General features: G+C 73.4%; 10 protein-coding genes. 8 read left to right on the top strand and 2 right to left on the bottom strand.

Annotated elements, in window-relative coordinates:
• Nucleotides 1-9: 9 nt before the first annotated feature.
• A complete protein-coding gene (locus tag LN042_RS26860; RefSeq protein ID WP_230053963.1) occupies nt 10-1200 on the top strand; it encodes a type III PLP-dependent enzyme in 1191 nt (396 codons plus the stop codon).
• Nucleotides 1201-1347: 147 nt separating this feature from the next.
• Nucleotides 1348-2634 carry a recombinase family protein gene (locus LN042_RS37815; protein WP_230053962.1) on the top strand — a complete coding sequence of 429 codons (1287 nt, stop codon included), beginning with the start codon at nt 1348-1350 and terminating at the stop codon, nt 2632-2634.
• Nucleotides 2635-2685: 51 nt separating this feature from the next.
• Here the strand turns inward: LN042_RS37815 and LN042_RS26850 are convergent, their stop codons facing one another.
• Nucleotides 2686-3684 (bottom strand): NADP-dependent oxidoreductase, encoded by a 999-nt coding sequence (locus LN042_RS26850; RefSeq protein WP_230053961.1) that lies wholly within the window; start codon nt 3682-3684, stop codon nt 2686-2688.
• A gap of 128 nt (nt 3685-3812) precedes the next feature.
• On the opposite strand from LN042_RS26850, the gene LN042_RS26845 reads away from it, so the two are divergent.
• The 6 genes from LN042_RS26845 (at nt 3813) to LN042_RS26820 (ending at nt 11592) form a co-directional block, all read left to right on the top strand.
• The gene (locus LN042_RS26845; protein ID WP_230053960.1) at nt 3813-4718 is read left to right on the top strand and encodes a LysR family transcriptional regulator; all 906 of its coding nucleotides are present in this window, start codon (nt 3813-3815) and stop codon (nt 4716-4718) included.
• Nucleotides 4719-5053: 335 nt separating this feature from the next.
• Nucleotides 5054-7699, top strand: a complete 2646-nt coding sequence (locus tag LN042_RS26840; protein WP_504871036.1) for a glycoside hydrolase family 31 protein — start codon at nt 5054-5056, stop codon at nt 7697-7699.
• 173 nt (nt 7700-7872) lie between these two features.
• Nucleotides 7873-8652, top strand: coding sequence for a class I SAM-dependent methyltransferase (locus tag LN042_RS26835; RefSeq protein ID WP_230053959.1), 780 nt, complete (start codon nt 7873-7875; stop codon nt 8650-8652).
• 109 nt (nt 8653-8761) lie between these two features.
• Nucleotides 8762-10216: an MFS transporter gene (locus LN042_RS26830; RefSeq protein ID WP_230053958.1), complete on the top strand. Its 1455-nt coding sequence runs from the start codon at nt 8762-8764 to the stop codon at nt 10214-10216.
• Between the two features lie 12 nt (nt 10217-10228).
• A complete protein-coding gene (locus tag LN042_RS26825) occupies nt 10229-10756 on the top strand; it encodes a GNAT family N-acetyltransferase (RefSeq protein WP_230053957.1) in 528 nt (175 codons plus the stop codon).
• 242 nt (nt 10757-10998) lie between these two features.
• Entirely contained in the window at nt 10999-11592 is a 594-nt protein-coding gene (locus LN042_RS26820) for a GrpB family protein (RefSeq protein ID WP_230053956.1), read from the top strand.
• Between the two features lie 22 nt (nt 11593-11614).
• Here the strand turns inward: LN042_RS26820 and LN042_RS26815 are convergent, their stop codons facing one another.
• On the bottom strand, nt 11615-12826 hold the full coding sequence (locus tag LN042_RS26815) for a 4-hydroxybenzoate 3-monooxygenase (protein ID WP_230053955.1): 1212 nt from the start codon (nt 12824-12826) through the stop codon (nt 11615-11617).
• Nucleotides 12827-13256: the final 430 nt, after the last annotated feature.

The following is a 13256-nucleotide window of genomic DNA, read 5'->3' as shown; positions in this document are numbered from 1 at the left end:
GCATCCCCGTTGTCCCTCGCCACCCCTGCCGTCCTGGAGCGCGCCGCCGCGCTGCCCGTCGACAGCTTGCCGGCCTACCTCTACGATCTCACCGCGCTGCGCGTCCATGCGGCCGCGATCCGGGCGGCGCTGCCGGACCGGGTCGAGTTCCACTACGCCGCCAAGGCCAATCCCGACCCGGCGCTGCTGACCGCGCTGCGGGAGTGCGTGGACGGCTACGAAGTCTCCTCCGGAGGCGAGTTGGCGCACCTCCGGACGGCCGTGCCGGGCGCGCCGCTGGCGTTCGGCGGCCCGGGCAAGACCGATGAGGAGCTGACGACCGCACTCGAAGCAGGGGTGCACCGCTGGCACGTGGAGAGCGTGGCGGAGCTGCACCGGCTCGCCGCGCGACGGCCCCGCGGCGGTCTGGACGTCCTGCTGCGGGTCAACCTGCCGGTGACCGGTGACGCCCTGGCCGGCGTCCCGCTCGCGATGGGCGGCCGGCCGACCCCGTTCGGCCTGGACCCGGCGGACCTCGACGAGTGCCTGCGGCTGCTCGCCACCGAGCCGTTCGCGGGTCTGCGGCTGCGCGGCTTCCACGCGCACCTGGCCAGCGGGTTGGACGCGCCGGCACTGCTGGCGCTGGCCGAGCGGATCACCGATTGGGCGGTGGCCCGGGCGGCAGCCGCCGGTTCGCCGATCGACGAGGTCAACCTGGGCGGCGGCATGGCGGTGGACTACACGGATCCGGCCGCCCGGTTCGACTGGACCGGCTACGGAGGCGGCCTCGCCCGGCTGCTGGGCCGCCACCCCGGGCTGCGGCTGCGGATCGAACCCGGACGGGCGGTCACCGCGTATTCCGGGTGGTACGTGACGGAGGTACTGGAGGTGAAGCGCAGTCACGGCGAAGCGTTCGCGGTGGTCCGGGGCGGCACCCACCACCTGCGCACTCCGGCCGCCCGCGGCCACGACCAGCCGTTCACGGTGCTGCCGGTCGCCGACTGGCCGCACCCGTGGCCCCGGGGCGAGGTGGCGGGCGAGCGGGTGAGCCTGTGCGGACAGCTGTGCACGCCCAAGGACGCGCTGGCGCGGCGGGTGCCGGTCGACCGGCTGCGCACCGGTGACCGGGTGGTCTTCGGGCTGGCCGGCGCCTATGCCTGGAACATCTCGCACACCGGCTTCCTGATGCACCGTCAGCCGACGTTCCACCTGGTCCCCTAGTGCACGCCCACCTCGTGAGGATAGGCTAGCCTTCCTTAGGCTGCCCTTGCCTGATGGCTCCGGGCGGCTTCCGTGCGCCGCCATGACCGGTCCCGGTCGACGACACCGTCAAAGGGGCGGAGCCATGCCCACACCGAGGACCAGACCGTGCCCCCATCCACTCCCGGCAGCGACACCGCGCGGCGTGCCGCGGTGTACTGCTGGCCGAGCAGCCCGTCCCGATCGGCCGGGCCCGGCACCGCGCGCGACCGGCGCGCGGCACTGGACGTCCAACTGGCCCTGGCCTACGAGCAGGCCGCCGTCCTGGGGCTCGCGGTGGCCGGCGACCAGGTGTTCACCGATTCCCGGCCGCCCGCCGGCCCCACCGGCAGCGAGCGCGCGACCCCGGGGTGGCGGAGCCTGCTGGCGTCGGTGCGACGGCGCGAGGTGCGACGACTACTGCTGCCGCAGGCCGAGCAGTTGGAGCGCCACGCCTGCGCGTTCGCCGAACTGCTGGAGCTGGCCACCGAGTACGACCTGCGGCTGTACGGCCACCCCCGGGACGTGAACGATCCCGAGGTGCGCGAGGAGTTGCTGGAGCGGGCCGAACGCACCGCCCGGTCCGCGCGCGAGGCCTCGGCGCGGGCTCGCCGGGCCCACCGCAGGGCGGCGGCCGAGGGGCGCACGCACGGCGGCGGATTGCGGCGGTTCGGCTACACCACCGGGATGACCGCCCTGATCGAGGAGGAGGCCGAGGTGGTCCGGGAGGTGTTCGCGCGGTTCCTGGCCGGAGATTCGCTCCGCGCGCTGGCGGTCGACCTGAACGCCCGTCAAATCGCCACGGCCTACGGCAACCGCTGGACGGTCAGCGGGGTGGGCCGGCTGCTGGAGGCCCCGCGCTACGCCGGGCTGCGGGTACTCGACGGCACCATCGTCCGCGCCCCGGACGGCAGTTACGTGACCGCCGACTGGCCGCCCTGCGTCAGCGTCGCCGACTGGGAGGCGGCGCAGCAGCTGCGCGACGAGCGGGCGAGGGCCCGGGCCGCCAACCGCCGGCCGCGCCGCGAGTATCCGCTGACGTCGCTGCTGCGCTGCACCCGGTGCGAGCGGCACATGGTGGGCTCGACCATCGGCGGCTATCCCACCTACGCCTGCACCTCCAGCAGCAGCCTGGATGCCGAGCACTGTTCGCGGCACATCGCCGCCGAGTCGTTGGAGGCACACGTCGCCGAGCGGGCCATCGCCCTGCTGGAAGCGCAGTCGGTGCCGGTGCTGGACGGCGTGCCGGTCGGGCCGGCCGCCCGGTTCGGCTGGTCCCGGCTGAGCCCGGGGCGCCGGGCCGCCGTGTTCCGGCACTTCTTCGCCAGCATCCGGATCTCGGCGTCGTCCACCAGTCGCAGCGTCTTCGACCCGTCCCGCATCGAGCTGCTCCCCCGCCGCCACCCCACCGGTTAGGCACCGCCCGCGAGTTGCGCACCCGACGGGGCAATGTGGCCGCCGCGGCCGTCAATCGGCGACCTTGACCAGCATCTTGCCGCTGTTGTCGCCGCGGAACAGGCCCAGGAACGCCTCGACCACCCGGTCGAAGCCCTCCACCACCGTCTCCGCGGGCACCAGCCGGCCGGCGGCCAGGTGCGGGGCGAGGAAGTCGTACAGCCCGGGCAGCGCGTCCATGTGCTGCCTGACCAGGTACCCCTCCAGGCGCAGTGCCTTGAGGTTGACGTCGAAGAGGTTGCGCGGCGCGGCGGGCGTGGAGACGGAGTTGTACTGCGCGATCGCCCCGGACCAGGCGATCCGGCCGTTCTCCCGCAGCCGGTCGATGGCGGCCTCCAGGTGGTCGCCGCCGACGTTGTCCAGGTAGACGTCCAGGCCGTCCGGCGCGGCGGCGCGCAGCTGCTCCAGCACGGGACCGTCGTGGTAGTCGAACGCGACGTCGTAGCCGAGTCGTTCGGTGGCCAGCTTCACCTTGGCCGGCGAGCCGACGCTGCCGATCACCCTGCCCGCGCCGAGCAGCTTGGCGAGCTGCCCGGCGGCGCTTCCGACACCGCCCGCCGCGGCCGAGATGAAGACGGACTCGCCGGGCTGCAGGCGGGCGATCCGGGTGAGCCCCACCCAGGCGGTCAGCCCGGTGCCGCCGAAGGCGCTCAGGTGGGCGCTGAGCGGCACCCCGGGCAGCTCGGGGATCCGGCGGACCTCGTCCGGGGTGACCACGGCGTGGGTGCGCCAGGCCTTGCGGTGACCGACGATCTCACCGACCGCCAGGGCGGGCGTGCGGGACTCGACCACCCGGCCCAGCGAGCGACCCTCCAGCGGCGCGTGGAGCTCCCAGTGGCCCTCGTCCATCGCCTGGCGCATGTAGGGGTCGACGGAGAGGTAGAGGTTCTCCACCAGGGCGGTGCCCTCGGCGAGCGGCGCCACCTCCTCGGTGACGAAGGCGAAGTTCTCGGCGGTGGGCGCGCCCTGCGGGCGGGAGACCTGGTGGACGGCGCGGATGGTGCGGGTCATGGCGCTGCTCCTCATTCGGGGGTATCCGGTGTGAGCAGCACGTTAGGGAGCGCGGGCGGCCCTTGGGCAGCCCCCGCCGTCGATGGGTGGCCGCGTTCCATGAACGGCGTTCATGGAAGACTGGCCCCATGACCGACCTCGCCCCGCAGGAGCTGCGCGTCCTCGTCGCCGTCGAGCGGGAGCGGAGCTTCACCGCCGCCGCGGCCGCGCTCGGCATGACGCAGTCGGCTGTCTCCCACGCGGTGCGGGCCGGTGAGCGCAAGCTCGGCGCGGTGCTCTTCGAGCGCGGCCGCGGCGGCGCCACGCCCACCGCGGCCGGCACCAGGGTGGTGGCCCAGGCGCGGCAGGTGCTGCGGCTGCTGGAGCTGATGCGCGCCGAGGCGCGGGAGAGCGAGCCCGACCGGGTGGCGGGCCCGGTGCGGATCGCCGCGTTCCGCAGCATCGCCGCGCAGCTCCTGCCGGCCGTGCTGGCGCGACTGGCCGAGCGGCACCCGGAGCTCAGTCCGCAGGTGCGGATCGTCCGCGAGCTCGGGCGGGGCACGGCGGGCGAGGTGGCGGACGGCCACGCCGATCTGGGGCTGGCCACCATGGACGGGACCACGACGCGGCCGGGACTGGTCGCGGTGCCGCTGTTCGCGGAGGGCTACGCACTGGCCCACCCGGTCGGCCATCCGGCGCCGCGCACCCTGCCACTGGTCGACTGGGACGAGAACTGCGGCTCCTACACCAGGAGTTGGTGGAAGCAGCAGGACTGGATCCCGCAGGCCACGATCAACGTCGCCGATGACACGGTGGTGCTCTCCCTGGTGGCCCAGGGCATCGGAATGGCGATCATGCCGCGCCTCGCGCTGCTCGGCGCCCCGGACGGCCTGGCCGTGACCGATCTCGGTCCCGAGCCACCGAGCCGGCTGGTCGGCTACGTCAGCACGCCCGCGCTGGCCCGAACGGCCGCGGTGCGGGCGGTGATCCGCGAACTGCGGGCCGTACCGCTGCCGGTCGGCCTGACCGCGGCACGGCCCGCCGCCGGCAGCTGAGCTGACGGAGAGTCAGCCCGGCGGGTTCACACAGGCCTTCCGGTGGGCGCCCGACAGGCGGGCAACCGTTTGCGCAAAAGTGCGCGCAGCAGCATTGAGCGCGCAGAAACGGACTGCTAGCCTCCCCGGGACGGTCGGTCACCCGCATTCTCATCCGACTGTCATGATCACTTCACAACGTCCTCATGCGCCGCCCCACCGCGCGGCACCGGTTCCCCGGCCCCGACACCCCGACCCCGATCCGCCGACACCCCGACCCCGATCCGCCCATCGCCCGACCCCCGATCCGTCGATCGCCCGACCCCCCGCTCGCCCTCGATCCCCTTGGACGTGGCATGCGAACACAGCACACCCGGTTACCCCTCGTCGCCCTCGCCGCCGTGCTCGCCGTGGTCTGTGCGCTGCTCGGCGGCCAGGCCCCCGCCCGGGCGGCCACCCCCGCCGCCGGCACCCTGGCGCTCACCGGCAGCCACACGCTGACCTGGCAGGGCCACACCTACGCCAACGGCTCGACGCCCGACCCGTCGCACTGCCCCGCGCAGGCGCAGGACCCGAACGACCAGACCTGCGACCACTTCGACCTGACCGTCGACGTGCCGGCCGGCTACTGGCAGGGCAACCCGGACGGCGGCGTGCCGGTCGCCATCCAATGGCCCGACGCCGGCAATGACTTCGACCTCTACATCTACGACGGCGCCGGCCATGAGGTCGCCGAGAGCGCCACCTCCTCGGACCCCGAGACCGCGGTGATCCCCAACGCCTCCGGCACCTACCACGTGCTGGTGGTGCCCTACTCGGTGACCGGCTCCGGCTACACCGCGACCGCGAGCATCCCGACCGCCACCACGGTGGGCGACGCCACCGGCCTGGCCCGGGGCGCCGACGGCAGCTACCGGATCCAGGCGGGCAGCGCGGTCGCCCGGATCGACTTCACCGGCGAGGACGTCTTCCGCCTCCAACTCGCCCCCGACGGCACCTTCACCGACCCGGCCGGGCGCGAGATCGTTCCCAGCGCGCCGTCGACCATCACGACGACCAAGGAGTCCGACGCCGGCGACTACTGGGCGATCGCCAGCAAGGACCTCACCCTGCGCGCCTACAAGAGCCCGCTGCGGTTCGCCCTCTACCGGGCCGACAACCGGACCCTGGTCTGGCAGGAGACCCGCGGCCTGACCTGGACCGGCGACGCCATGCAGCAGACCCTGGCGCGCGGCGCGCAGGAGCAGTTCTACGGCGCGGGCGAGCAGAACGGCAGCTTCTCGCACCGCGACCAGACCGTGCACGTGGCCAACGACTTCGACTGGAACGAAGGCGGCTACAACAACTCCCAGCCCTTCTACCTGTCTTCGGCCGGCTACGGCGTCCTGCGCAACACGTTCGCGCCCGGCGTCTACGCCTTCGGCGACCCGGTCCGCACCTCGGCCCAGGAGCGCCGGTTCGACGGGTACTTCATGGCCAGCCCCGGCACCCCGGACCTCAAGACCGTGATCGGGCAGTACACCGATCTGGTCGGCAAGCCCTTCATGCCGCCGGTCTACGGCCTGGAACCGGGCGACTCGGACTGCTACCTGCACAACGCCAACCGCGGTGAACGGCACACCCTGGACGCCCTGAAGGTGGCCGACGGCTACACCGCCAACCAGACGCCGCTCGGCTGGATGCTGGTCAACGACGGCTACGGCTGCGGCTACGAGGACCTCCAGCAGGTCGGCCAGGGCCTGCGCGACCACAACATGCAGCTGGGCCTGTGGACTTCGACCGGCCTGCCCAACCAGGGCGAGGAGGTCAAGGCCGGGGTGCGGGTGCGCAAGCTGGACGTCGGCTGGGTCGGTCCCGGCTACCAGTTCGCGCTGGACGGCTGTCAGCAGGCGTACGACGGCATCGAGCAGAACAGCGACGCCCGCGGCTTCGTCTGGCTGCCCGTCTCCTGGGCGGGCGCACAGCGCTGTGGGGTGCTCTGGAGCGGCGACCAGACCGGGACGTACGACTACGTCAAGTGGCAGATCCCCACCTACGCCGGCTCCACCATGTCGGGCATCGCCTACAACACCGGTGACGTGGGCGGGATCTTCGGCAGCGACCCGCAGGTGGAGACCCGCGACCTGCAGTGGAAGACCTTCATCCCGACCATCATGACGATGGACGGCTGGGCCCAGAGCGACAAGCAGCCCTGGCGGTTCGGCGAGCCCTACACCTCCATCAACAACAAGTACCTCCAACTCAAGGAGCGGCTGCTGCCGTACCTGTACACGCTGGCCGCGCAGGCGCACCAGACCGGCGTCGGTGCGGTGCGCCCGCTGGTGCTGGACTACCCGGACGACCCCAACACCTGGGGAGACGCGGCCAAGTACGAGTTCCTCAGCGGCGACAGCTTCCTGGTCGCCCCGGTCTACGACGCCTCCGACACCCGCAACGGCATCTACCTGCCCGCGGGCACCTGGGTGGACTACTGGACCGGCAAGACGTACCAGGGCCCGACCACGGTCGACGGCTACCACGCGCCGCTGGACACCCTGCCGCTGTTCGTCAAGGCCGGTGCGATCGTGCCGATGTGGCCGCAGGGCACGCTCTCCTGGCAGACCCGGGACACCGGCCGCCTGGACTACGACGTCTACGCCCAGGGCGACTCGCAGTTCACCCTGTACGAGGACGACGGCATCACCCGGGCCTACCAGCAGGGCGCCAGCGCCACCCAGTTGGTGACCGTGCACGCGACCGGCCGGCACGGGCACGGTGCCACACAGCTCACGGTCGGCCCGAGCGTCGGCGACTACACGGGCAAACCGGCCGCCCGCGCCTATGGGTTCAGCATCCATGTCGGTGCGGCTCCGGCCCAGGTGCTGCTCGACGGGCGTCCGCTGCCGGCCGGCTCCTGGAGCTACGACCCGGCGGCCGGCGTGGTCCATGTGACCACCCCGGCGCAGTCCACCTCCGCCGGCTTCTCGCTGCTGCTGGCGGGTGCGGGCGGCCTGGGCGGCTGAGGCACCCGTTCCCGAGGCGGGCTGGTGGAGTGACACGACACTCCACCAGCCCGCCTTCGTAATGGCCCTAAATAGCACTTGCCTATTACCTCACCATGCGCCAAGCTAGGTAACACCTGCTAATGGGAGCAGGTCCTTACCAGGCTGCACCCACACGCTCAGGAGGAACCCTGATGACGGACCTTCAGATCGACAACGACGCCGCCGAACGCGCCTACTGGGACGGCTGGCAGCGCAGCTGGGACCGCCAGCAGGGCTGGTACCTGCCCGACCGCGAGGAGCGGTTCCGCGTGATGATCGACATCGTCGAGGCGGTCGGCGGCCCCGCTCCCCGGGTCCTCGACCTGGCCTGCGGCACCGCCAGCATCACCGAGCGGCTGCTGGCCCGACTGCCCCGGGCCCACAGCGTGGGCGTCGACCTCGACCCCGCCCTGCTCCGGATCGCCGAGGGCCACTTCCGCGGCGACCGGCGGCTCACCCTGGTCACCGCCGACCTGCGCGACCCCGACTGGGCCGCCGCACTGCCCGAGGGCCCGTTCGACGCCGTGCTCACCGCCACCGCCCTGCACTGGCTGGACACCGGCACGCTGCTGCGCCTCTACCGCGACCTGACCGGGCTGCTCCGCCCCGGCGGCGTCTTCCTCAACGCCGACCACTGCCCGCAACCGGGCACCCCGCTGCTCAACGCGGTCCAGAAGACCTTCACCGAGCGGCGCCAGCTGGCCGAGAGCACCGACGGGGTGCTCAGCTGGGCCCAGTGGTGGCAGGCAGCGGCCGCCGATCCGCGGCTGGCCGAGGCCGTCGCGGCCCGCTCTACCGTCTACCGCGACCACAAGGACGGCGACACCCACACCGCCGAGTGGAATATCGAGCACCTGGTCGACGCTGGATTCCGTGAGGCGGGCCTCGCCTGGCGCTCCGTCACCGACGCGATGTTCGTCGCGGTCCGCTGACGCTGCGTCACCTCGACCGCGTGGAAGCCGCACCGACCGCACAGCAGGGCGTCCGGGTGCTTCGGGAGGAACCGGCAGCACCCGGAGGCCAGATTTCCTTGGGGGTCCTTTGAGCACCACCAGTACCACCGACCGGGCGGCCACCGGGCGGTCACCCGGGTCCGCCGCGCGCAGCCGTTCGTCGAAGACCGCCGTCCTGCTGATCGCCTGTGCGGCGCAGTTCATGGTGGTGCTCGACGTGTCGATCGTGAACGTCGCACTGCCCGAGATGCGCGACTCACTGCGGCTGGGCGCCACCGGCCAGCAGTGGATCGTCAACGCCTACACCCTCGGGTTCGCCGGACTGCTGCTGCTCGGCGGCCGGCTGGCCGACCTGGTGGGCGCGCGGCGGGCGTTCCTCTCCGGCCTGGCGCTGTTCACCGGCGCCTCGATGGCGGGCGGGCTGGCCGGCACCGGTCCACTGCTGATCGCGGCCCGGGCCGTCCAGGGGGTCGGCGGCGCCGTGCTGGCGCCGGCCACCCTCACCCTGATCATGACGACCTTCACCGAGCCACGGGAGCGCACCCGGGCGATGGGCGCCTGGAGCGCGGTGATGGCGGCGGGCGGCGCGGCGGGCGCGGTGCTCGGCGGCGTGCTGACCCAGTACGCGGGCTGGCGCTGGGTGTTCTTCGTCAACGTACCGCTCGGGGTGCTGCTGCTGATCGCCGCACTGGCCCGGGTGGCCGGCGGGGAGGCACCGGGCGGCGGGCTGCGCCGGCTGGACCTGCCGGGCGCGCTCACCGTCACCGGCGGGCTGACGGCGCTCACCTACGCGATCATCGCCACCGAGTCGCACGGCTGGGCCGCCCCCGCCGTCTGGCTGCCGGCCGCCGTGGCGGTGCTGCTGCTGGCGGCGTTCGCGGCCATCGAGCACCGCAGTGCCCACCCGCTGGTGCCGCTCGCCGTGCTGCGCCGCCGCACCCTCGCGGTCGCCAACGCCTCGGTGCTGTCGCTGGGCGCGGCGATGTTCGCGATGTGGTTCCTGCTGTCGCTCTACTTCCAACTGGTGCTGCGCTTCAGCCCGGTGACCGCGGGGCTGGCCTTCCTGCCCGGGTGCTTCTCGATCATCGTCTGCGCCCAGGTCGCCACCCGGCTGATCCACCGCACCGGCCCGCGTCCGCTGCTGATCGCCGGCATGACCCTGAGCACGGCCGGCTTCCTGTGGCTGTCACTGCTCCGCCCGAACGGTGACTACGGCACCGGCGTGGTGGTGCCTTTCGTGCTCTGCACGCTCGGCATGGGTCTGGCGACGATGCCGCTCACCGCCGCGGCCACCGCGGGAGCCCGCCGGGAGGAGGCCGGGCTGGCCTCCGGCCTGACCAACACCTCGCGCCAGGTCGGCGGTGCCCTCGGCCTCGCCCTGCTGGCCACCATCGCCTCGCACACCGCGGCCGCCCACGGCGGCGCCGGTGCGGCCGCGCTGACCGCCGGCTACGACCGGGCGTTCCTGGCCGCCGCCGTGCTCACCGCGATCGCCGGGCTGCTCGCCCTGGGGCTGCCCGGCCGGCAGCAGAGCACGACCTGAGATCATCGGGGCATGCTGATCCGCCGCGTCCGCCTCGACGAGCTGCCGCTGCTCCAGGACATCGAGCGGGCGGCCGGGGAGTGCTTCCGCGAGATCGGGATGCCCGAGATCGCGGAGGACGAGCCGCCGCCGCTCGACGTGCTGGCCCGTCACCAGCGGTCCGGGCTGGCCTGGGCGGCGGTCGACGGGGGCGACGCCCCGGTGGCCTATCTGATCGCCGACCGGATCGACGACGCCCTGCACGTCGAGCAGGTGTCGGTGCACCCCGGCAGCGCCCGCCGCGGCATCGGGCGGGCGCTGTTGGACCACCTCACCGAGCGGGCGCGCGCGGCGGGCGTTCCAGCGCTGACCCTGACCACCTTCGCCGACGTGCCGTGGAACGCGCCCTACTACGCGCGCTGCGGCTTCCGGTCACTGCCCGAGGCCCAGTGGGGACCGGGCCTGCGGGAGGTCCGGGCGAAGGAGGCGGCGCACGGCCTGGACCGGTGGCCGCGCGTGGCCATGCGGCGAGCGGTCCCGAGCAGGGCCCTCGCGGGGTAACCGCGGGGTAACCGCGGGGCGGCGCCAGCCGGTCAGCGCCCCGCGGGGTAACCGCCGAGCCCCGACTCCAGGGCGACACATCAGTCAACATAGGGCGTCAGTCAACGTAGAACATCGCGCGCCGGCAGCCGTGCGGTGCGCTGCCAGACGCGGGGCTGCGGCGTCCGACCGGATCGGCTGCTGCCGGGCGGCTGGTTGATGCGGAAGCACCCGTTCGGCGGACGGCCACTAGACTCAGCCGAATGCCCGTCAACGCCGTCTCCGCCTCCGACTCCGCCCCGGTCGTGGTCGATCACGACCCGACCTGGAAGTCCACCGGTCTCGCCCTTGCCGACGAACTGCGCGTCCTGCTCGCGCCGCGGGCGCTGCGCGTGGAGCACATCGGCAGCACCGCGGTCCCCGGAATGGCGGCCAAGCCGATCTTCGACCTCCAGGTGAGCGTCGCGGACCTGGCGCAGGCCGAGCGGCTCTTCGGCGGGCCGCTCGCCGGTCAGGGCTTCCAGGGCACCCCGTACCAGCGGGACCACGTGCCCGCCGGGCTCGACGACGACCCGGCGCGCTGGGCGAAGCGGATGTGGTTGCGGCGCGGCCAGGCCGGCCCGGACGCCAACCTGCACGTCCGGCTGGCCGGTTCCCCCAACGAGCGGCTGGCGCTGCTGTTCCGCGACTGGTTCCGGGCCCACCCGGAGGCGGTGCCGTCCTACGCGCGCTTCAAGAGCGTGCTCGCCGAAACGGTCACCGATGTGGGCGTCTACTCCGACGTCAAGGACCCGGTGGTGGACCTCGTGGTCACGGTGGCCGAGCGCTGGGCCGCCGACACCGGTTGGACGGTGTGACGCACCTGCCCCCAACGGCCGGTCAGCGCACCGGTGAACGCGCCGGCGGCCCCGCGTAGCTGTCCGCGAAGCTCGCCGCGAACGCCGCCGAATCCCGCAGCCGGTCCAGCCGGGAGAGCTGCAGCCGGTGCAGGAAGGCGGAGTCCTCCCGGCCCGCCACCGGGCTGTGCAGCAGGTGCAGCAGCCAGTGCGAGAACTCCTGGGCGTGCCAGATGTCCGGCAGCCGCGCCGCGGAATACCCGTCCAGCACAGCGGAGTTGCCACTGCGGTAGTGGACCAGCAGCCGGTCGGCCAGCTCGGCGGCATCGGCGATCGCCAGGTTCATCCCCTTGCCGCCGGCAGGGGTGATGATGTGCGCGGCGTCACCGACCAGGAAGAGCCGACCGCACCGCATCGGCTCGGCCACGAAACCGCGCATGTCGAGCACGGTCTTCTCGATGATCGGGCCTGGCCGCAACTCGCTGTCGGACAAGCCCAGTCGGCGGTGCAGGGCCGACCAGATCCGGTCATCGGACCAGTTCTCCGGGTGGTCCCCGACCGGGCACTGCAGATAGAAGCGGGACACCGACGAGGTGCGCAGCATGTGCCCCGCGAAGCCGTCCCGGTGCAGGGCGTAGATGATCTCGTTGGTGGCCGGCGGGGTCTCGGCCAGCACCGCCAGCCAGCCGAACTCGTGCTGCTTGACGTCGGCACGCAGCCGGCCCGCGGGCACGGCTGGACGAGCGGCGCCGTAGAAGCCGTCGCAACCGGCGATGAAGTCGCATTCGATCAGCACCGGGTCGGAGTCCGGCGACTCGCAGCGCAGCACGGCCCGCTCACCGTCGGGGGCGTCCAAGTCGGCTACCGCCATGGCCGGATGGGAGAAGAGCAGGGTGCCGCCGTCCGCGAGGTAGGCCGCGATCAGGTCGCGGACCAGCGACTGCTGCGGGTAGACGTGGTGGGCCCGGCCGCCGGCCAACTCCCGGTACGGCACGGAGAACCGCCCGTCGCCGTGCCGGAACTCGCAACTGCCGTGCTCCGCTCCCTCGGCCAGCAGGCGGCCGGCCAGCCCGTGGGCGCGCAGGAACTCGACCGTGCGGTGCTCGATCAGGCCGGCCCGGGCCCGGTTCTCCACATGGGCGCGGCTGCGCCGCTCGACGACCAGGCAGTCGATCCCGGCCTGTCGCAGCACGTTCGCCAGCACCAGGCCGGCCGGCCCGGCGCCGACGATCGCCACCCTGGTCCGCAGCAGCATGGTCACCTCATCCGATTCGCCCCGCGCCGCACAGCGTAGTTGACGCACCGTCAGCCATGCTCGGCCGGCGGCCGGGTCAGCGCCGCCGACACCCGCCGAATGGCCCACCGCAGGGCTTCGCCGTGCCGTAGGCCGACCGCGTGCCCCCGCACGGCCGCTGCGACAGGTCGTGCGCCCCCGAACGGCCGCCCTGGCTCGCCCGGCGGCGGCGACGGCCGGGCCCCGGGGGCGAGGCCGCCGGCCGGATCAGCTCGCCGGCAGCGACGGCCGGGTGGCGGGCGAGCCGGACGCCACCAGCACGGGCCGAACCGACCGCCGACCACACGGGCCGAGCCGGACGCTTGCGCGGACCGAACCGACCGCCGCCCGCGCGGACCGAACCGACCGCCCGCGCGGGCCGAACCGACGTCGGGCGAGCCGGTGAGCAGCC

This window comes from Kitasatospora humi (assembly GCF_020907985.1).
Classification (GTDB): Bacteria; Actinomycetota; Actinomycetes; order Streptomycetales; family Streptomycetaceae; genus Kitasatospora; species Kitasatospora humi.
The sequence above is the reverse complement of the archived record's forward strand: the minus strand, read 5'-3'. Positions and strand labels throughout refer to the sequence as shown.